The 21,356-nt window shown below is 41.3% G+C and carries 17 protein-coding genes; all 17 read right to left on the reverse strand.

What is annotated here, in order from left to right; all coding sequences use genetic code 11:
• Positions 1-10: 10 nt before the first annotated feature.
• A complete protein-coding gene (locus E3K36_14850; GenBank protein MCF6156480.1) occupies positions 11-2,326 on the reverse strand; it encodes a hypothetical protein in 2,316 nt (771 codons plus the stop codon).
• A 64-nt stretch (positions 2,327-2,390) separates the two neighbouring features.
• Positions 2,391-3,833 (reverse strand): phospholipid carrier-dependent glycosyltransferase, encoded by a 1,443-nt coding sequence (locus tag E3K36_14855; GenBank protein ID MCF6156481.1) that lies wholly within the window; start codon positions 3,831-3,833, stop codon positions 2,391-2,393.
• 20 nt (positions 3,834-3,853) lie between these two features.
• Positions 3,854-5,488: a glycosyltransferase family 39 protein gene (locus E3K36_14860; protein ID MCF6156482.1), complete on the reverse strand. Its 1,635-nt coding sequence runs from the start codon at positions 5,486-5,488 to the stop codon at positions 3,854-3,856.
• 78 nt (positions 5,489-5,566) lie between these two features.
• On the reverse strand, positions 5,567-5,896 hold the full coding sequence (locus E3K36_14865) for a lipid A biosynthesis protein (GenBank protein MCF6156483.1): 330 nt from the start codon (positions 5,894-5,896) through the stop codon (positions 5,567-5,569).
• Positions 5,871-6,596: a glycosyltransferase gene (locus tag E3K36_14870; protein ID MCF6156484.1), complete on the reverse strand. Its 726-nt coding sequence runs from the start codon at positions 6,594-6,596 to the stop codon at positions 5,871-5,873. Before E3K36_14870 ends, E3K36_14865 begins: the two co-directional genes overlap by 26 nt.
• The gene (locus E3K36_14875; GenBank protein MCF6156485.1) at positions 6,593-8,239 is read right to left on the reverse strand and encodes a glycosyltransferase family 39 protein; all 1,647 of its coding nucleotides are present in this window, start codon (positions 8,237-8,239) and stop codon (positions 6,593-6,595) included. The genes E3K36_14870 and E3K36_14875 overlap by 4 nt, the downstream gene beginning before the upstream one ends.
• 90 nt (positions 8,240-8,329) lie before the next feature.
• Positions 8,330-8,911: a hypothetical protein gene (locus E3K36_14880; protein MCF6156486.1), complete on the reverse strand. Its 582-nt coding sequence runs from the start codon at positions 8,909-8,911 to the stop codon at positions 8,330-8,332.
• A gap of 46 nt (positions 8,912-8,957) precedes the next feature.
• The gene (locus E3K36_14885) at positions 8,958-9,527 is read right to left on the reverse strand and encodes a hypothetical protein (GenBank protein MCF6156487.1); all 570 of its coding nucleotides are present in this window, start codon (positions 9,525-9,527) and stop codon (positions 8,958-8,960) included.
• A 141-nt stretch (positions 9,528-9,668) separates the two neighbouring features.
• Positions 9,669-9,938, reverse strand: a complete 270-nt coding sequence (locus E3K36_14890) for a hypothetical protein (protein MCF6156488.1) — start codon at positions 9,936-9,938, stop codon at positions 9,669-9,671.
• A gap of 25 nt (positions 9,939-9,963) precedes the next feature.
• The gene (locus tag E3K36_14895) at positions 9,964-10,362 is read right to left on the reverse strand and encodes an SCP2 sterol-binding domain-containing protein (GenBank protein ID MCF6156489.1); all 399 of its coding nucleotides are present in this window, start codon (positions 10,360-10,362) and stop codon (positions 9,964-9,966) included.
• Positions 10,322-11,557 (reverse strand): NAD-dependent epimerase/dehydratase family protein, encoded by a 1,236-nt coding sequence (locus tag E3K36_14900; GenBank protein ID MCF6156490.1) that lies wholly within the window; start codon positions 11,555-11,557, stop codon positions 10,322-10,324. Before E3K36_14900 ends, E3K36_14895 begins: the two co-directional genes overlap by 41 nt.
• A 266-nt stretch (positions 11,558-11,823) precedes the next feature.
• Positions 11,824-13,356, reverse strand: coding sequence for a DUF2723 domain-containing protein (locus E3K36_14905; protein ID MCF6156491.1), 1,533 nt, complete (start codon positions 13,354-13,356; stop codon positions 11,824-11,826).
• An 18-nt stretch (positions 13,357-13,374) separates the two neighbouring features.
• Positions 13,375-13,704: a lipid A biosynthesis protein gene (locus E3K36_14910; GenBank protein MCF6156492.1), complete on the reverse strand. Its 330-nt coding sequence runs from the start codon at positions 13,702-13,704 to the stop codon at positions 13,375-13,377.
• Positions 13,697-14,401 carry a glycosyltransferase gene (locus tag E3K36_14915; protein ID MCF6156493.1) on the reverse strand — a complete coding sequence of 235 codons (705 nt, stop codon included), beginning with the start codon at positions 14,399-14,401 and terminating at the stop codon, positions 13,697-13,699. Before E3K36_14915 ends, E3K36_14910 begins: the two co-directional genes overlap by 8 nt.
• 34 nt (positions 14,402-14,435) lie before the next feature.
• The gene (locus E3K36_14920; GenBank protein MCF6156494.1) at positions 14,436-15,785 is read right to left on the reverse strand and encodes a sigma-54-dependent Fis family transcriptional regulator; all 1,350 of its coding nucleotides are present in this window, start codon (positions 15,783-15,785) and stop codon (positions 14,436-14,438) included.
• Between the two features lie 194 nt (positions 15,786-15,979).
• A complete protein-coding gene (locus tag E3K36_14925; protein ID MCF6156495.1) occupies positions 15,980-17,629 on the reverse strand; it encodes a hypothetical protein in 1,650 nt (549 codons plus the stop codon).
• A 203-nt stretch (positions 17,630-17,832) separates the two neighbouring features.
• Entirely contained in the window at positions 17,833-20,898 is a 3,066-nt protein-coding gene (locus E3K36_14930; GenBank protein ID MCF6156496.1) for a diguanylate cyclase, read from the reverse strand.
• Between the last annotated feature and the right edge of the window lie 458 nt (positions 20,899-21,356).

Here is a 21,356-nt window from a genome sequence, read left to right on the forward strand (position 1 = left end):
TTGCATTAGGTTAAAACTTCGGTTTAAACAGCATCAGGCAACTCGGAGATATAAATAAGTCGGATATGATTGCATTTAACATCGTTACACTTGTGAGTATGCCAAAATATTGCACAGGTTTAAAACTTGAAAAAGAAAAAACCATAAACCCAACGGCCGCTGATAAGGAAGTAAACAGGGCTGTTTTTCCAACCCCTTGTAATGTATGACAAATTGCCTTTGAAGCATTTCCGGAAACAGACACTTCTTTTTTAAAACGATAAAAAATGTGGATCGTGTTATCGACAGAAATCCCCAGCGCAATACTGGCAATCATGATCGTTGCCGCATCAAGTTTCATACCTGTAAGTCCCATCAAACCCAGTGTTATGGTACTGGGCAACAAATTTGGTATAACACTGATAAGCCCGATTTTTACAGATTTTAGAATGACTGCTGTTGAAATAAAGGTCAGCAAAAAGGCCAGGGAAAAGGACTGTATCTCACTCCGAAGGATGTTATCCTGAACACTGATCAAAAGGGGAACTATCCCTGTGATATGCCATGTCAGCGCAGTTGTATCAAGATGTCTGTGAATGTATTCTTTTATCGATTTTATAACTGCCTGATATCGGTTCGAGCCAACCTGCTTCATCCGGACTGATATCCTTGCATCAGTATTTCCTTTTGTATACAGACGATTGACATATTTATCACCATATACAGAAGCCAGTTTTACATAATCCATAGACTCTTTTTCTGTATCCGGGATAGAGTAATATTGTGGCTTATCATCATTCATGAATTGATGCGTTTTCTGGATGTAATTTGCCACAGATAGTGAACCAGTCACTTCAGGTATTCCGTGAAGATATTTTTGGAGATCTACCAGATTGTTCAATATGCCTGGCTGAAATATGCTGATACTATTCGTTGCTTCAGCAACGATTTCAACAGGCAGCAAGCCCATGAGATGACTTTCGATATAGGCATTATCTCTCGCAATCTGACTATTTTTTGGAAAGGAGGCCATAAGGTCGGATTCCACCTGAAGTTTTGAGATACCCCACACAAAGAATAAACCCACAACAAGACCACAGAGAAGGACATATCCCTTGTAATTTACGATAAAACGACCTAATCCAGATAGAAGCAGTCCAAAGCCCCGTTCTCTGTCATGCCTCTCTGCCAAAGAATTTTCAGATAATACTATATTTTCAGCATCAATAGACCTATACGATGGGACAAAGGAAAGGAGTATAGGTATAAGCGTCATGCCGATAATAAAGGTAAGCGCTGCACAACCTCCCATGAACAAACCCGTGATGAAAACGGGAGGAATGCTGCTGGTTGTCAGTGAAACGAACCCAATAGCCGTTGTGATGCTGGTCATAAGAATGGGAATACCAACGTGCCGTAAGGTATTACAAATAGCATCTTCTTTGTGGGTAAAAAATTTACTTTCCTGGTAATAATAACTGATCAGATGGATCGAGGCAGAAAGAGCAATAATAAAGGTCAGGGGGAGGAGCATATTTGAAATCATGTTCATTGTCTGGCCAAAGAGCACAAAACATCCGGTAATCCATGTGATACATACCCCAACGGTCAACATGGGAATTAATACCCCTGAAATTTTTCTAAACAGGCATCCTAATACAATGATCGACATCGCAAACATAAGCGGCGTAAATTTGGTCATGTCTTGCTTTGACATACGATCAAGTTCCGCATTTACAACGGAAGGACCGGCTAAATAATACTTCTGTTTTCTCTTCTCCGTGTCCGTCGGTCTGACAGTCGCTTCAGAAAGTACTTTTTTGACCTCAGACACTAATTGTTTTCTCGATTCCGGTCCTGCACATTTCACTGTGGCAATGATTGCTGTGGTCTTACCGTTTTGAGAAATAATGGTATTTTGATAGAGTGAATCCGTGAGTAGTTGCTGTTTAAAAATGTTCGTCAAAGGACGGCCATGTTGAACCCTGAGTATTTCTTTAAAAACAGGAGATGTAATTTTGTCTTTCAACACATCTGCTAACGAAATGACCCCTGCAATACCATCCAATCTTTTCAGCTTTTCTGCAAGGGTGTTAATATATCGGATACGGTTTTTGGTGAATATGTTAACTGCACTGAAGGCTACAACCAAAAACTCCTCATCTCCGAATTTCTTTAAAAATACCTTGTAATAATCCAGATCCCTGTCATTTTTTGAAAGCCAGATTTCGATAGAATTATCTGTTCTCATTTCTCTGGCATAGTAACCAAAAAATGCTGTTATAACCAGAATTACAACAAGCATTGCTATTCTATATTTGAGAAGGATTCGAACGTATCTTTTCAAGATTCATATCCTTTATTACAAAGGTCTCTTTGAACAAACTTTGAAAAAATCTTTCTGTGCATTATCAAGGTGCACCCGTTGTTTTGCTCTTAAGGCAAAAGAGCATCATGTTTTCATGACCGACTTTACGATTGAGAATCAATTCTCCCGAAAGAGGCTCTTTACCTTTAAGAAGAGTCATAAGATCCTGTTCACTAACAAGGTAATACCTTGCCTTATCATTGCATAAGGTTTTGGTTACAGAGGGGTCGTTTCGATTGATTTCACAGATTCTGTCATAGTCTCGTCCTACCCATGCCAGTACTTCCTTGGTACCAGATACACAGTATATACACGAATTTGGCTTAATCACTCCAAGGACTTCTTTTGCAAAAAATATTTTTGAGTTTTTGTATGGTTGCAGAAAAGGCTGAATAGCTACAAAGTAAATGGGAATTGACGCTATTGAAATTATTATGAGTATCCTTGCAGATCGCCGCACGATACGACTTGTTATCCCATGTCGAACGACTGTGGCGGCAATCCCTAGCGCCAGAAATGGGTCAAGTGGAAGAAGGTAATGCTGCCGTTTTTTGGAAATACATGAAATAACGATAAACATAGCCCCCGCAATTGCAAGGGGCGCAGAGTAACCATATCGCCGCAAATCAACAATAGCAAGAGGAAGGAAAATCGAAAGTGGTACCGTGAGTATGAGCACATACGGAACATACCAAAAAAACGATTTCACGCTTCCTTCCCTTGTTACATCAAGATCAGGCTGGAATATCACCCCACGGAGATATTCACCACCGTCACGAAGATAAGCAGGAATAGCCCAGATAGCAATGGCAGTGAGGAGTCCAAGCAAGAAACCAGTCCAACCGAGTCGAGGGCGTGTAAAGTTCAGGTTGCGGAATGGTGCAAAAACTACAAAAAAGATTGGGACGAGAATTCCGTAGGGACCCTTCGTTATCACTCCAACACCAGCAAATAGTCCTGCAAGCGTAAAGTAAAACGTTCTTGGAAAATGATTGTATTTTCGCATCCCGATTCCGAGGCAAAGGCACGAGAATAAAATCATGGCGCAAAAAATCATGTCGGGCCTGGCATGACGCGCCCAGAGACTATAACCAGGCATACCAAGTAATACAATTGCCCCAACCAGCGCCGAACGCCGGTCCAGAAGCAAAAGACCTATGCCATAGGTGGCTAGCACCCCCAGCATGCCGGCAATAGCAGATGGCATGCGTGCAATAGTCATGCTCGGTTTCCCCACTATGCGCGTAATGAATGCTGCAGGTGCGTGAATAACCGGTGGCTTGTCGTAGTATATCTTACCGAAGAGTCTCGGCACCAGGTAATCGCCCCGTTCGGCCATTTCGCGAATAATTTCTGCGTGCCGGATCTCGCGGCTCGCAAGATATCGCTCCTGCCCAAGGGCTGGAAATATAACCAAACCGGAAACGACAACCAATATGAGTATATCAAAGTAATATTTTTGCCGTTTCCTGGAATTTTCCTGCATACAGAAGTTCCTTTGTTAATTCAGTCTTTTTCTAATATGACATGCGTATTATTCTGACATACGGCATGCAACTTCTTTTTCTGAATCCATGCCCGCTTTTTCTGATAATCATTTCTACTCATAACGACATAAAGAGGGCATTCTTGATCAGAAAGAAGTTTTTTCAATCTAGTATCTGCATCTAATTCCAGCACATTTTTTCCACTATAAAAGACAAGGCTTGGCATAGGTTTTCCGCAACTCAAAAGCGTATAATTCTTCTTGTCTGAAAGATAGTTTTTCACAATATCCTTTGTGGACCGAACGGTTCCCAATGAATTCGCTGAATAGGCCATGGTGATGCCGAGGATTAAACAATTCGTGAAACAAAAGACCTTTATTATGTAGGAAAAATGCCTGTTCACGAAGAAAGTATAGAGCGATACCACTGTCCCGACGAAAAGAACAATAATGGGAACAACCATATGAATTGCGGATAAACCATGCACAGTTGGCGGCCATTCAAATATGATAAACATGAGCACCAGGGGCATTGTTGCAGACACGCATAGAACAGGCCACACGATCCATAAGTACCCTTTCCCTAAGAGGTCTTCTGTTTCCCATCGTGAAAGTGACGTGGTTAGCAGTGCAATGGAAGGAGAAACGGGAAGGATATAGGTCATCAATTTCGAGTGAGACAGAGAAAAAAAGGTCACGGTAAGGATGAACCAGGAACAGGAAAAATACACCTGTCTTTTTTCCTTTCCTGGCATACTTTGCCTTTGTTTTAGGGCATGAACAAAAGGAATAAATACAAACAGCGACCAGGGGAAAAATCCCATGAAAAATACCGGTGCATAATAATAAAAAGGTTGTGGGTGGGCATAACCGCTGACAAATCTGCCAGACATCTCTTGCGAAAGCAATGCAAAGATTTGTTTTGTGCCCAGGGACAGCCAGAAGGGAATACCCCACGAACAGATAATAGCAAGGAAAACCAGGAACCCCGGTAGATACCAAAGATTCCTGATATACCGAAAGTCACGTATCCATAAGAGGAATCCCATGGTAATCAGGATAAACAACAAGATACCTACCGGCCCTTTTATCAGAAAGACCATACTCAGGAGAAAGTAAAGGAATAACCGCCTGAGGTTGCTTTTATGAGCTTCCGTATATTCGATGAAGAAAAGGTAAAGGCTGGCACAGACAAAAAAGGTCAGGAGCATATCCGTAATACATAAACGGGAAATGAGAAAAAACAATGGATTGGACATCAGTATTAAACCAGCCCAAAAACCATTTTTGCAGTCTTCAAGCCTTTTCCCCCACAGATAGACGATCAATACTGTGCCCATAGCCGCCAGGGCTGAGGGTAATCGTGCACTGAATTCGTTTATCCCAAAAATTTTATAGGATATGGCAATGGTCCAATAGAAGAGAGGAGGTTTATTAATGCGTGGAGCGCCATTAAAGTGCGGCACGACCCAATGGTTGTTCAGCACCATATCGCTCGCTGTAGCGGCATAACGAGGTTCATCGGGATCAATGAGCGGCGTTGCCCAGGTATGCCAGAGAAATAGAGTCAGACCAATTAGGATTAAGCCAGAGAGAAAAGGAATGTCCTTCTTTGTTATCCTTTCCACAGAATGCTGATTAATATTTGTTTCCATGATACACCTGCTATGCCTTATGCTCCATGGTTTTGGTGTGTTTCCGTTCAGATACAAAATAGGATTCACTCAGCCCATTTATTCAACAGCAGTATTTAAGGAATTAATCCCTTTGCCGGTTGCCATGTCCAGGAGTCTTTTCTTTTTGTAAATTAACATAATATTGCGAGCATAGATAAAAATCCCTGCGGATTGTCCCATGATAAAAACAGGGTCACGTCTGAATATCGCATAGGTAAATAATATGACGCTGCCCGCCATGCTTAAATACCAGAATACCTCCGGAATAATGCTTTCGCCGCGTTTTTCCGAGACAATCCATTGTATAAAAAATCGGGAACCGAACAAAAGTTGTCCAATAAGACCAAACACAACCCAGAAATTAATATGTGTTATAAGATTTTTCATTTTCTACCTCATAATGAAGTTTCCTTTTTTTCATCCACCGTACAGCCAACAAATCTATAAATGCCCTGAATGCCCTGTTCGATATCCCGTATTTTGATTTTCCAAACTTCCGGGGATAGTGGTTTACAACAATCTCAGCAACGGTAAACCCCTCCATCTTAAACAGGGTGGGCAAAAACCGATGCATGCCGTTATATAACCTGATGTGTATGAGACATTCCCTGCGATATGCCTTGAGAGAGCATCCTGTATCCTTAATATCCTCACTTGAAAGCTTGTTTCTTATATAATTGGCTACTTGAGAAGAAATGCGTTTGATCCACGGGTCGTTCCTCTTCTGTCTCCACCCGCATACCATGTCATAAGAATTCAGTTTTTCAAGTAATTTTGGGATATCCAGAGGATCATTTTGCATATCGGCATCCATAGAAACAATATATTTCCCCGCAGCAGATTTAAAGCCGGCATCCATTGCCGCCGTTTGTCCTGCGTTCCTCTTGAAATGAATGGTACGGAAGTTTTCATGTTTGGTGCACCATGCATTCAGTTTTTCCGTACTGCCGTCTATACTGCCGTCATTCACGAAGATTACCTCGTAATTTTGTTTCTCCATGGCATGGAGAATAGAATGCCCGAGAGGTTCAATGTTATCTGCCTCGTTGTATAAGGGAATAACAAGAGAAATATCCGGATTTTTCATTGTTGGTAAATCTTTTGTTGATTTTTTTTATAAATAAGCGTTACCTGACGTTTTGTGGTGCAAACATCTAAGGTATTTAAGGTATCATCAAGTGCATCATCTTTTATTTTTTCAAAAATTTTCTTTCCAACGATGCAGAGTGGTTTGTGGTCAGGGGCATTCATAAAGGTCTTTAATTCCTGTATACTTTTGATCATCGGGACATGCATCTTCAGACTCAAATTTACAATATTCCATAAAGATTCCCCTAGTTCATAACCACATATATGGTATGTATTCAGGTCTCCCAAGTTTTTTTCTATCGCATAAGTCAGCTTTGTGCCAAAGGTTTCATTCCGTGAATGGATAGTAAGACAATGCACATATATTCCCCATCCTATGACGGTTATGAGCATACAGATAGCAAAATACACATTGACTAGTCCATTCTTCTGACGGAGAAAGAAAAACACTTTCATCACAATGAGAAGCATTATCAAGGAGACGAATATTCCAACCCAGGAATAGTTGAAAAAGTAGGCAGGCACAATAACAAGCAGGATTGCCGTCAGTCCGATCATTGTGAAAATAATCCAACGTACAGATGAGCGTAACCACGAAGGAAGTATGACCGACCCTTTTAATGTATCATCAATGAGAGCTGCCATTAAGATCGATAATGCTGGATAAAGGGGGAGCATATACCGCGGGTGTTTTGCCTTGGCTACACAGAGAATTGTAAAAACGAGTACGGCCCAGCAGAAAATGAATGTAATGTATTCATCTCCCAAGCGCCATTTTTTATAGGCATAGATGGCGGCTAATGGAATGAATAATGACCACGGGAGGAAATCTGCCCAAATATTCACAAAATAATAATAAAAAGGTTCGCCGTTATTTACAGGATTATTAATCCGAGTCAAAAATTCTCTCTTTATGGTAGCCATAAAAGGTTCAAGCCCTACCTTTAAGCAATATGCGATACAAATGCCGGCCATTATCATGATGAGGATACTACCCCATTGCCATTTCAGTTCTTTGAAGGCCTTTAAATCCCTTTGAAAAGCCAAAAAAGAGACAATAATACTGAGGATAAAGATAATTCCCAGCGGCCCCTTCGTTAAGATGGCAAAGAACATGGAGAGATGCATGCCGATATAAAATTCCTTGTTTTGTTTGTATCCGAGGTAAAAGGAAAAGAGGGCCAGTGTTATAAAGAGGGTAAAGAGCATATCGGGGAAGGCAGACCGACCGTACCAGAAATATCTTTGAGAAGTAGCAAGGATAATAGCTGCGATGAAGGCAGCGCGTTGATTAAAGAATTTTTGGGTAAAGTAATAAATCACAAGGATACTTGAAAAGCCGGCAATTGCACCAGGTAATCTGGCGGTAAGGGGGGTTACTTGATGCCCGATGGAAGAAAAAAGGGCAATCAACCACATCAGCATGGGGGGTTTGTTCAGATAGATTTCGCCATGTTTATGGAGTACTAGCCAGCTACCCCCTTGTATCATCTCTTGTGTAATCACTGCAAACCGACGAGCGTCCTTAATCTCAAAACTTCTGCTGCCTAACTCAAAAAAGAAAAGAAAGATACTTACACCCACAAGGATACAAAACAAATGATGTTGTTTTATGAATGCAAACAATCGATTCGTTTCCATCGATAAAGTTTCATCCCTTAATTTATTATTTCTTACCGAAACTCCATATAACAGACACCAATACGCAATTTCATTTACACTCAGCTTCTTTTAAGGCGCAGAAGATGTTTCTGCGGTGGTGGTATAAATATAATCATCAGTGGCGGCTCCGTCTCCGTTTGCTTCGCACCCTGCTGCATAAAATGTGATTGGATTAGCTGCGTCGCTGGGTGCCTTCCACTTAATCTTCCAACTTTTCTTTTTAATGCCGTTGAATGTTTGCTCTATATATTTACCCTTGTCCGCCTGCTCCAACCCACGGGAGTCATTTGGGAGAATAACCTGGGTAGTATTTCCTATTTTTTTAAATGTTCCAACCCTGTTGCCATTGGCATCCAGCGCTGTCAACTCAAATCCATGCTTTTTTCCGCTGGAACTACGAAAGGAAACCTTCAATTTTACTGTTTTGCCTGGAGTATAAGCGGTGGGGGCAGTGATTGAAAATATTGCGTTACCCGAATCAAGGCTAAAGGAGTTGTGACAACCATCCGTATTACATGTGCCGTGGTCATTTGGAGCGCCTGTAGAGTAAGCGACCGGACCTCCTGCTGATGCGAATAAGGTATTCGAGAGAAAACTATATAGGGCAACACTCAATCCAATACAAAGTACAGTTTTTTGTAAATATTTCATTGGACCAATCCTTTTTTTAAAATTGTGAAATGAAGTCACTTATCCTTTAGTGGCAGAAGTTACAACTCTCAGAACGTATGATCATTTTCTTGGCAACCAACTGACTATCCTTGGCGATAACATATACATCCACACTGACACCTGAACGCATATTATCAAACGAAATCGTTCTTCCACCCATGATAACACTCGGTAGATTTCCAGCATCTACCGGTTGACCCATAATGACAAAGGTATCTTTAGAGGTGTTCACCTTCTCCGTTTTTCCCGTGATTTTTCCGTCATATTTTTTATTTAGTTTTACAGGATCTTTAATACTTATTGCTTCGATGACACCTGAATCATCGGCACTGCCCGTAATCTTAATAATGTTACCTTCCTGAATATCCGATAGTGTTGCATTATTAACCCCCTTTACCTTTATCTTTGCATTACTGGCATCCACTTGCACAAGAGTATCTATTATCGTGATCGCTCCCGTATTTTCATCCAGGCTGCTTACTGCCCCCACGATCTTGTCTTTTGCGGATGCCGCTACCGGGAGGATAGCCCCCGTTGTAAATATACCAACAATTAAAGCCCCAGATACAAAACGTTTTTTCACCTGCGTAAACATACAACCTCCCTTAAAAGAACCAATATCCGTGCAATTTATCATCATTACAATGGTAAGAGATTTTCGTTGCTTGTAAAATAAGATGTACGAAAGGTGTATCCAAATGTGACATCAGAAAAGGTATTAGCCCTAATATATTTTCTAGGCAGTTTCCCGATCATATTCGTTTTCTCTGTCCTCTTCCTCATAATGGACATTATCATTGTCCCAGTGGTTATCACTTACAAAATAGCTATAGGAATATTCCTTACCCCGAATTGCACTGTTTTGAAAACTAAAATCATCAATAATTGTGAATGTTTTTAGAAAAAAGTTACCAACCGTCACTACCGATAATACCAATGAGGTAATTATGGATATTCTTTGCATGGATAAAGGGGTCTTGCCAAATAATAGTAATTTTTGTCTCATACGACACTCCTTTGCGTAATACATATTACAGGTAATTAACCAGGATATTCATCTTTAGTGCTAATAGAATGTCTCCTTTTATATCAACCGTTCCTTTGAAAAATGCCATTTGTGGGGTTATTTCACGCCTGAGAATAGAGAGAAATGTATTGCTGTTCAAGGTAAAGGTACACGTGGGTTTCTCCAGCACCTTCTTTGTTACTTCCTTTACGAAACCGTTTTCTATCACAATGTTCCAAATCCCGTTTCCATTATCCGTTATCTCGAATTGGATGATAGCATTAAGACTGGATATTTTGGGAATTGTGCAACTATTTACCCTATCTTTTAACAATCGGTTAAAGTATTCGATATGAGTGATATTTTCCGGGATTTCCGGTCTTTTACCCATTTTGTTTATAGTACTTTCTTGAAGAATTGTCATAGAACTTTGGAATTGTTAACTTGCAGACGGTTTGTTTTTTTTTACCCCAATTTGTATCAATAGCATACTGAATAAACAGGTTGATGAGTTCCTGGGTAATCAAAGGGCACTCGATCCCCGTACCGCTTAACATGATCCTTGTGTTTGTCGAATCAAAATAAGGTTCTCCAAACATATATGGTCGGAAGGCCTCAGTTCCCTGTAAAAATAATTTTTCCGGTAAGTTGTGTGGCCGAACCTGGAATTCATATATGGGCACAATCTTTATATGATGGATACCTGTTGCAATCGTCATCCACTCGGCAAGTTCACCGAGTGTGGGTGGGGACGGATTTACGATGTGAAATATCTTGTTTATACTATTTGCCTGTCCGGAGATGGCAACGATTGCATGTGTGGCGTAATCCACGGGTACAAGGTTTATCGTGGCATGTTTGTCACCGGGAATTCTCAAAGATGGAGGATGGCCGATATCGTTTCTGCTGCTACACTGTGTATCTTTGTGATTATTTCGCATTTCATAATTTTTAAGACGGTTCAATCCCTTGCCAAATACATAAATGCTGTCGTAATTACGTGTAAAACCGGTTTTGGAATCACCTACGATAATACTCGGTCGATAGATCGTCGTGGGGATATTATATTTGTTCGCAAATTGCCTCAACAATCTCTCGGCATCAAACTTTGATTTTTCGTAATTATTATTAAACGTCTGTTTTTTCTCCAGTTCATGCTCAAAAACTGTATCACGTCTTGTCCCCGCAACATAAGCCGTACTAATATAATGAAGCCTTTTTGGTTTGTTTGAGAGACAAAACCATACTATGTGTTCAGTGCCGTAAACATTGGTAGGTACCAGCGTGTTGTCTGATCCATTACAGAATTTTGTTGCTGCAGCACAGTGAAATACCTCATCAACGGTATCCGATAATCTTGAATAATCCTGTGCATTTAGTCCAAGGCATTTTTGAGAAACATCCCCATCAATTATTTCAATACGGCCGGATAGTGTGTCAAGCACAGATTCCGTGTTCCCAACCGGCGGGAACACTTCAGAAATCCTTTCTTTAGCCTGTCCATTCGCTGAATTTCTGATAAGAAGTTTGAGGTAAAAACCTGCCTCAAAAAGTTCTCTGGTCAGGTAATTTCCTAAAAATCCTGTTGCGCCTGTTATGAGTATCGTTTTTTGTTTCATTATCTATTATCCAGACTGTTCTGTACTTGATGAATGCTTCCGAGCTTTTCATAGCGAGATGTTAAATCAAACGTTGGACACAGCGCAACAGATGTACCGAATATTGTGAAAAAACGAAATAAAGATGGGAGTATGCTGTAAGTATTTGAAATGTAATGAGCTTATGGTCAAACAAGTATTTGTCTCTCTTGATGTAATACCAGCGATGTCTATAAATTTATGTAATATTTACATGTAATAATTGTAATTCTTACAAAAGTATCGATCTAGAAATGATGCCCGACCTGTGAATTGGTCAACACAGAAAGCTGCAACTCTTCCCTTGTGCTATCGGTGTATGGGTTTCCTTTGAACTTTGTCATAGGTGGGTTTGTTATGCCGAATTGTTTCATTTCTCCCGATGTATGAACCATGAGAATATTTTGGGGTTTACCTAATGAACACAATAAGTCACTCTTTAACTCTGTTATATCCCGTACCGTTCTCACGTCCCATTGAGGGGCATAATAATCAAAAAATCTTTTCTCGTTGCAACAGTAGATTCTTGTAGAAATATTATTAAATTGCCTTTCAATAAATTGGATTAATTGTATTGGCGCCGGGATATTATTACGATATTTGACAACTAATTTGAACGATATTACTGACATACTAACAATCAGTGTCAATGTAAAAAGCAGAAAAACACCCTTGTAATCCGTTTCCTGGGCTTTGCATAGTCCGCATGCGATCAGTATCAATATCATAGGTATGATTGGCATTATATGCCTCGGGTTTGCCACGTTTTGCCCAAGAATCACCCAAAGCAAATAAGGGAACACATATAATACTAAGAACCATCCTCGGCGGTCAAAGTGATAATACTTGAGGAAATAAAAAAGGGAGATTATGATAATCATGGAGGGGATTAATCTCAAAAACGAGGTATCATACCACCAGCCACCCAGCCCGCACACCCATATTGACTTCACAAGACAGGCGATCCGCGTTAATCCGCAAAAGGTGAATATCGAGCCGCCCCAATCGGTAAAATGCCCATAGGAAAATAAAAAGCCATTTTGAAAAAAAGAACTACAGCCTATGTGTCCGATTTGTGGGAAAAGCCAGAAAAAAATACCAGCAACGAGTCCCATGAATCCATACAAAATGACCTGTGTCTTATGGTTCATTCTTTGAACAGCTAAATAGAATAAGACGCCTATCAATAATGCAATGAATGGAAAATAAGAAAGTCGCACACCGAGTCCGAGACCTAGGGCCAGACCGCCCCAAAAAAGGCAGTTTTTGTTATTGAAATTCGTAAGCATCGGGTTAAATGCCCGATACAAGAAATCGGCAGATAATGTTACAAAAAATAAGCCCATAGCATCAGAGGTGGGTCTTTCGGCTTGTAACCAACACAATGGATTGATGAGATAAAGAATTGCCGTCAGTGTGGCAACCTTTTCAGAAAATAACTGTCTGGCAAGGGAGAAAAGCGGGTAGACCGTAAGACTACTAAAAAAAACACCGGGTAATACTAACGCCCAGGCCTCATCAGCGAAGAATCTGAAAAATAGTCGTGAGATAAATATATAAACAGGATAACCAGGAAAGTGTGGCTGAAGGAGGGAAAGGTCGTAATCTCTGATCCCCAGGGCAAAGTCTATGCTGTCACAGCAGTCAAGATATTTGCCTCTAAAACACAGACGTAATAAAAAACAAACAAAAAACAGAAGGCTTACCCTGCATCGAAAATTTATATATTGCACGCTTGTACTAATTTTATTTGTTTTGCCATTTTTTACAGGCAAAATTATATACGTTCGGTAGCGAAGTTATTCTGTAAAAGTCTTTCGTAATCCAAATCCCTTACCTGCAGCCGTAGCCAGTATTCTTTTCTTTTTGTAGATTAACATAATATTGCGTACATAGATAAAAAGCCCCGAACATTGTCCCATGATAAAAACAGGATCACGTCGATAAATTGCATACGTTAATAATATTGCACTTCCCGCCATGCTCAGATACCAGAACACCTCGGGGATGATACTTTCGCCGCGCTTTTCAGAAACAATCCATTGTACGAAAAACCTTGATCCAAACAAAAATTGTCCAATAAAACCCAGGATAATCCATGCGTTAATATGTGTTGCAAGATTAGTCATTATTTACCTCATAATTCAGTTTACGTTTTTTCATCCATCGTACGACCAGCAGATCTATAAATGCCCTGAATGCCCTGTTCGATATACCATACTTCGATTTTCCAAACTTCCTCGGATAGTGGTTTACCACAATTTCCGCAACCGTAAAACCTTCCATTTTAAACAGGGTTGGTAAAAACCGATGCATGCCATTATATAACTTGATTCGATTGAAACATTCCTTCCGATATGCCTTCAGGGAACACCCCGTATCTTTAATATCTTCCTGTGAAAGTTTGTTTCTGATAAAGTTCGCTACTTTGGAAGAGATGCGTTTGATCCACGGGTCGTTCCTCTTCTGTCTCCACCCGCATACCATATCATAAGTGTCGAGTTTTTCAAGCAATTTCGGAATATCCGCAGGGTCGTTCTGCATATCTGCATCCATGGAAACCACATATTTCCCTGCTGCATGTTTAAAGCCGGCGTCCATGGCTGCCGTTTGACCGGCATTCTTCTTGAAATGAATTGTACGGAAGTTTGTATGGCTAGCACACCACGCATTTAATTTCCCCGTACTACCATCAGTGCTGCCGTCATTCACAAAGATTACTTCATAGTTTTTACCCCGCATTTTATTGATGATAGAACGACCGAGAGGTTCAATGTTATCGACCTCGTTATATACGGGAATAACAATGGAAATATCCGGATTCACCGATTGTATTTTATAGTATTATCAAAAAAATTCATTACAAATCAATATTGTACACTTTTAATTTATTGTATAACGTTTTCAGAGATATACCAAGGGCTTCTGCGGCAAGGGTTTTATTCCACCGTTTTTCGTGTAGTACCTTAAGTATATACTTCTTCTCCACATCCGAAAGAGTTCCTTCTGTGCCCTCGATTGCGTTCCGGGAAGAGGATATTCCGCGAATATTTTCTGGTAAATCCTCAATGGCGATGTTCTCGCCTTCTGCCAGTACTACCAGACGTTCCATGGTGTTTTCTAATTCGCGCACGTTACCTGGCCAGGTGTATTGGGTCATTGCCGTTAATGCTTCGGGAAGTATTTTCTTTTTCGGCATATCCCGGCAAAAGTTTTCAAGAAAATAGTTGATTAAAAGGGGGATGTCTTCCCGCCTTTCTCTCAAGGAGGGAAGAGATAGAGTAATCACGTTTAACCTGAAATAGAGGTCTTCCCTGAATCTTCCATTTTTTACTTCTGTAGCCAGATTTTTATGGGTAGCAGCAATGATACGGGTATCTACAGTAATTGCTTTATTGTCACCAATGCGCCGGACCTCGCCTGATTGAACAACGCGAAGGAGCTTTGCCTGTGTGTTAACGGTGAGTTCTCCAATCTCGTCCAGAAACAGCGTACCTCCGTCTGCTGCTTCGAACAGTCCCATCCGTGATTCTGTGGCGCCGGTAAATGCCCCTTTCGTATGTCCAAAAAGTTCACTTTCTAATAAAGTTTCCTGCAAGGTGGCACAGTTAACAACCACGAATGGTTTATTTGCCCGTGTACTACGCAGATGGAGTGTCTGAGCAATGAGTTCCTTTCCTGTGCCACTTTCCCCCTGAATCAAAACAATGGAATCTGATGGAGCCACCTTGTCGATCATTTTATAAACAGCATTCATTGCGATGCTGTTTCCGATCATTACAGGGGTTTCCCGGACACTTTTTACCAATCTTCTGAGATGTGCATTCTCCCTGTTTAACTGTCTTTTTTCCAATGCTTTTTGCAATAATGCATCAAGTTCGCTCAAACGGCACTGTTTTGTGAGGTAATCGTACGCACCTAATTTTATAGCTTGAACGGCATTTTCAATAGAACCTTGCCCTGTCAAAACAATCACCTCTGTTGTAGACTCCATTTCCTTCACCTTTTTCAAGATCTCAATTCCGTTCATCATGGGCATATTCATGTCCAGTATAACCACGTCAAAATCACGCTCCTGCATATTCCTTAGAGTCTCTGGCCCGTTAGCACAGCAGGTCACGTTATATCCCATGCGGGTGAGTTCCTTTGCCATAATGTTCCGGAACGTGTCTTCATCGTCTGTAAATAGGATGTTAGGTCTTTTACTCATGATGTTCTTGTGTTCGAAATTGAATATAAAATTTTATATTACAATTACCGTCGGGGAATTTCAAAGGTTACCCCGCTTGTTCCCAAACTCTGTTTCATGGATATCTGCTTAACTGTCAGAAACTTTATCGATTGATTTCTCGAAACAGAGTTTCTTACCCATTGCGTTCCCAAACGGAGTTTGGGAACGAATTGCTATGTTGCTAAAGGCAATGTTATCGTAAAGCACGCACCCTTACCAGCCCCTTCACTAAAGGCTTCAATTCTTCCACTATGGACATCTATAATGCCATAACAGATAGCAAGCCCCAGTCCGGTACCCTTTCCGGTTGGTTTTGTGGTAAAGAAAGGGTCGAATATTTTATCAAGGTGTTCTGTCTCGATACCGGTACCAGAATCCTGGAAAACTATTTGTACAACGGTCTGTTTTTTACAGGTTGATACAGAGATGTCACCACCACCTTCAGTTGCATGCAGTGCATTAATAATTAAGTTGAGGAAGACCTGTTTTAACTGTTGCGGATCTCCAATTACAGAGCACGGTTCTTCGGAGAGATTGAGGTTGATGTTTTGACTCCTTGATTGGGACTGATACTGGACAACGGAAAGCGTATCATGAATAATACGATTTACCTCGACTTGCTCAAATTTTGGTTCTGTCTGCCTCGAAAAGTTAAGGAGATTCGAGATAATGGTTTTACACCGATAGGTTTCATCGCAGATAATCTTTAGATATTCAGTAAATATATCTGAATCTATTGTATTATACGGTAAAGACTGCTTTTCATCAGCAAGTTCTTTTAAGGGGATCAGGGGTCGGGGAACAGGGTTCGGGAGATGCGCTTCTGACCTCTGATCCCTGACCCCTGACCCCTGATCCCCATTTTGTGACTGGTTAAAGTTATGCTGGGCTAACCTGGGATGGTATTGTTCTTTGCGATCCAATATTATTTTAAGCCGTTCAATCAAGCCTTCGGCACAACTGGCTACAGAAGCTAGTGGATTATTAATCTCGTGGGCAAGCCCCGTAACGAGTGTGCCGATGCTTGCCAGTTTTTCGGATTGTATTAGTTTGCGTTGGGTGAGTTGTAATTTTTTATATGCTTCCCGAATTTCCTGAGTCCTTTCCTCTACTTTGAGTTCTAAGGTATAGCGGGCATCAATCAATTGTTTCGTCCTTATATTGATAATCCTTGCTGCCTTCATGACTATGAGGAAAAGGGCAAAAAATAAAACCCCCATTGCCGAACCTGTCATAACAAGCGCCTTCTCCCGTGCCTTTGCTATCTGCCTCTTTAATCCGGACATGTCCTGGTAAATCTCCAATACCCCTACCTGGTTTTTTTTGGATCCGTCCTTTTCCATTTCATAAAAGGGGTAATAACTTTCGAGTAAGGTTTCAACCACAGAGGAGCCTTTCGAATCAGTTGTACCTGCCAGCCTTAATGCAGATGCAGGTTTACCATGAATGGCAGAATCCAGTTTTTTATTTATGCCGCGATCGAGGGTGAACCCTATATGCTCCGGCACCGTACTGTAAATGATACGACCTTCCAGATCATATAAATACAGTTTCTTTACTTTTAACCCGTACAAATTCTCACGAACGGTCTTATCCAGCTGTTTAAGTTGTTTGTGGTTGTTTTCGAGATCGATTTCTTTTTCCTTCCGGAGGGTAGGGAAAAGAAAATCTTTATAGATCTCATAATTCAGATGAACGGTAAAGTATTGTGCGTATTCCTCACTTCGTTTGACTAATTCCTGGCTCTCCATACTTGGGAATATCCACCCCACCACCAGACTCAGGATTGCGGTGACTGCAAAGCTGGTGATAGTGTAGTACAATATCAAATTGAATTTTTCAGGGTGGAGAATTTTTTGGAATTTTGGCATTTTTAGCAAAAAATAAGTGAAAAATGGAAAATGGATCTCGCAATTTTCATTTTATACTTCAGGCTTGTTCTGGTCAGGAGTTGTAGAAATTATATGTCAGATACAAAACGTAACATATAATCATAGGTAAATGAAGCTTGGTTGTCAAATGTTGTTTAAACGTGGGTATTCATATCAGACTTGTAGAAGCGATAGGTATTTTTACCATGTTCCTTGGATAGGTACATAGCTATGTCAGCGTTTTTGACCAGGCTTTCCGTCTCCTCTGCATCCAGGGGATAAAGGCTAATACCTATGCTGGTGGTGATGTTGACTTCATGGCCTTCGAACTGAAAGGGTTGGTATAATGCATCAAGAAATTTCTGTGCAACAGTAGCAGCGTCCTCTACATGGACAAGATCATAAAGGATGACCGTAAATTCATCGCCGCCAGTACGGGCAACCGTATCACTCTCACGGACACATCGTATCAATCGTTCGGCAACAGCCCTGAGCAGTAAGTCGCCTACGTGGTGTCCCAGCGTGTCATTGATGGTTTTGAAGTTGTCCAGGTCAAGAACCATAACTGCCGCCATACTTTTATTTCGCTTTGCATGGACCACGGCCACTTGAAGTCGGTCTTTCAATAGATTGCGATTGGGCAAGCTGGTGAGGGTATCATGGTAAGCCATGTAAGTAATAAGAGCCTCCGACCGCTTACGTGCGATTGCGCTTCCTATGATCTCTGACATGATACGGAGCAGGGTTATATCTTCTTCATGCCATGGACCGGCTGTTACGACGTTGTCAAAACCAAGAAATCCAGCCAGGTCTGCATCAGCATATACGGGCAAGACCAACAGCGATTTGATACCCTGCTTTTCCAGGAATGCCTTATCAAAATCGCGCTCAGGCGGCATTTTCGAGACGTCGGGGATGTGAATTACATTACCAGCACGCAGGTTCTCCATGAACCAGGGAAACATTGAAGTGGGAAGATCCTGGAGATTCTGGATTTCGGGTGTGACCCCCTCATCGCACCACTCATGGGTGTTATCCATGATTTTCCCGTTATCGCGAAATTGAAAAAGATAGGCTCTCCCCGCTTTGCTTAATCGGCCTGCATCGGCCAGAGATTTATAAATAGTATTATTAAAATCTGAAAGAATAACAAACCTTGTGGATATACTGGCAATCGTCTTTTCAAGAAGTATTCTACGCTTGAGAGCATCCTCAATCCATTTTCGCTCAGTGATGTCTGTAAGAGAAACAACTACCCTTGCCCATGTTTGTTCAAACCCAGGTGATATGGACAATCTCAAAACCATGCAGTTCTTTGAGCCCATAAGCGTGCGGGTGAAAACTTCTGCCTCAAACGAAGTTTTACCTTCCGCAAGAGCGATAACTGCCTGCTTGTACACATCGAATAATTCTTTGTCGAAAGACTGAGATAAGCCACGAAGAATCTGTTTTTTATTTTTTGCTTTGTACATATTCAACGTAGCCTTATTTACATCAATAATCTTTACCTTTGCAGCACATGTATGAATTACTTCTGAATGATTATCAAAATATGTCCTGAAATCTGTGATTCCCGATTCTCGTAGACTATCAATGCAGGTTTTAACCTCTGACAAATCTTCTTCACAAAGAGAAACTGGAGAATTCTCAAAGAGGTCGCGGTATCGAGCCTCACTTGCATACAGTGCATCTTCTATCATTTTGCGTTCGGCGATTTTTACTTGTAGTTCTTCATTTGCCTTTACTAACTCCTTTGTTCGTTCCTCGATGCGCTTTTCCAAAGATTCGTTAAGCGCCTTCAGTTCTTCCTCTATTCGCTTGCGTTTAGTGATGTCGATCATAAATCCGCGTAAAATCTTTGGTCCAGCCTCATCACGGACGACATTGACTATGTCACGCAACCATACGATTTGCCCATCTGCCGTGAGTGTCCTGTATTCAAATTCATAGTTTTCATGCAGCATGCTCATCTCTGCACAATAATTGACTGCCCATTTGCGGTCTTCCGGGTGGATATGCTCGGCCCAGAAATTGGCTGTATACCAGGTTTCCGGCGCATAGCCAAGGATCTCTATAGCCTGGGGGCCTATATAAGTGAATTTCCATGTCCTGGCGTCTGCTTCCCAGGGGATTAGCCGTACCTTTTCTGCCAGTTTCCCGAATCGCTCTTCGCTCTCCCGAAGTGCTTCGTCCGCCATCTTGTGCTCAATGATTTTCTTTCTCAAGGCTTCATTGGATTGTGCCATAGCGGTGGTGCGTTCCCTGAGCTGCATTTCTAACTTTTCCTGCGCATGATGCAGAGCCTCTTCCGCCTGTTTTTGCTTGATGAACTGACCGATCTGGCTACCGATGGTGGTCAGGATCATGAGCAGGTCCTCGTCCATCTGTTGTATCTCGCGGCTCAGGAACACGAAGACGCCAAGTACTTCGTTTCCAGCCATAATTGGGAAACCCAGAGCCCCACGCAATCCCTCTTTGGCAGCGATTGCCGCACGATGGAAATTTACATCGTTGACAACATCTGTGATCCAGACAGGTTTCCGGCTGGCGTAAACACTTCCGGGTAATCCACTACCAGGCGAAAGGACGATCTGCCGTCTCAGTGTCTCAAATGCTGAAACCTTCACTGACGGCTTATGCCAGACTTCAATGAAACGCAGTTTATCTGTTTTGTTGTCCATGGTCCAAAACTCACCAAGGGTCCAATCCAGACTTTCGCATATTGTTTGGAGGATTTTTGGAATAGCTTCAAGAAGAGTAGTGGATTCAGCCAATATACGCATTGTGGCATGCACTCCACAACATCGTTCAAACCGTTTGAGCAATTCAACCCTCTCTACACTCTCCCTCACTGCCGCAGGAAGAAGGTGTAGATGTTTCTTATGGATAATATTGCTCAGACCAGACTTCATACCTTCCGCATCAATCTCCTTTCGTTCCGTATGAGTAACCATTATCACTGGTATGTAAGGAAACCGTTCCTTGATACTCTTGAGAATCCACAACCCATCAGTCCAGCTAAGACAATATTCGGTAATCACCATGTTAAAATCACGCCGGGTAATTGCTTCATCAAAATCCCTTTGTTCGATAACATTTGTAAATTTGGAACTATGGAATTCCTTCTGCAATAAACGCATGATGAGTTCTCTATCAGCAGGATTGTCGTCTATAATGAGAAATTTCATAACTTGACTCGATAATGGATTTATGTACTTCATAACTATAGTGACGACTCAAGTTAGGATGCTTTGGCATCGACTCTTTTACTCGTTCCCAAACTCTGTTTGGGAACGAGTCTGGTTAAGAAACTTTGTTTCGAGTAAAAATATGGGTGTCCTTGAGGTTTGAATACCACAACATAACGACACAGAGGGGTTTCGTAGCAATTGTGTTCCCAAACAGAGTTTGGGAACAAGCAAAATTAAACACAAACAAACAAGTTTGTTCGTGCCACCCCAAATATCGCTTAAATAAAACGAAATTCTTCACCCGAACAACTCGGAAAAGACAAAATCCGAAGCACGAAATTCGTGAGTTAACCCTGTCAGGGTTCAAAACCCTGACAGGGTTTAATTTTACTCATAATTTTTGCTAAAAATATCAAAATTATCTTTGGAAGATACCACGCCTATACAACTAAATTAATCCCCTTAAATCCTCCCAGCCTTAGCAAAAG

This window comes from Candidatus Brocadia sp. (genome assembly GCA_021646415.1).
Taxonomy (GTDB): Bacteria; Planctomycetota; Brocadiia; order Brocadiales; family Brocadiaceae; genus Brocadia.

Excerpts from the sequence above, each read along its gene's own strand:
- E3K36_14855 (MCF6156481.1), bottom strand. The coding sequence starts at position 3,833 with ATGCAGGAAAATTCCAGGAAACGGCAAAAATATTACTTTGATATACTC.
- E3K36_14860 (MCF6156482.1), bottom strand. The coding sequence starts at position 5,488 with ATGGAAACAAATATTAATCAGCATTCTGTGGAAAGGATAACAAAGAAG.
- E3K36_14865 (MCF6156483.1), bottom strand. The coding sequence starts at position 5,896 with ATGAAAAATCTTATAACACATATTAATTTCTGGGTTGTGTTTGGTCTT.
- E3K36_14870 (MCF6156484.1), bottom strand. The coding sequence starts at position 6,596 with ATGAAAAATCCGGATATTTCTCTTGTTATTCCCTTATACAACGAGGCA.
- E3K36_14875 (MCF6156485.1), bottom strand. The coding sequence starts at position 8,239 with ATGGAAACGAATCGATTGTTTGCATTCATAAAACAACATCATTTGTTT.
- E3K36_14880 (MCF6156486.1), bottom strand. The coding sequence starts at position 8,911 with ATGAAATATTTACAAAAAACTGTACTTTGTATTGGATTGAGTGTTGCC.
- E3K36_14885 (MCF6156487.1), bottom strand. The coding sequence starts at position 9,527 with ATGTTTACGCAGGTGAAAAAACGTTTTGTATCTGGGGCTTTAATTGTT.
- E3K36_14890 (MCF6156488.1), bottom strand. The coding sequence starts at position 9,938 with ATGAGACAAAAATTACTATTATTTGGCAAGACCCCTTTATCCATGCAA.
- E3K36_14895 (MCF6156489.1), bottom strand. The coding sequence starts at position 10,362 with ATGACAATTCTTCAAGAAAGTACTATAAACAAAATGGGTAAAAGACCG.
- E3K36_14900 (MCF6156490.1), bottom strand. The coding sequence starts at position 11,557 with ATGAAACAAAAAACGATACTCATAACAGGCGCAACAGGATTTTTAGGA.
- E3K36_14910 (MCF6156492.1), bottom strand. The coding sequence starts at position 13,704 with ATGACTAATCTTGCAACACATATTAACGCATGGATTATCCTGGGTTTT.
- E3K36_14920 (MCF6156494.1), bottom strand. The coding sequence starts at position 15,785 with ATGAGTAAAAGACCTAACATCCTATTTACAGACGATGAAGACACGTTC.
- E3K36_14930 (MCF6156496.1), bottom strand. The coding sequence starts at position 20,898 with ATGAAGTACATAAATCCATTATCGAGTCAAGTTATGAAATTTCTCATT.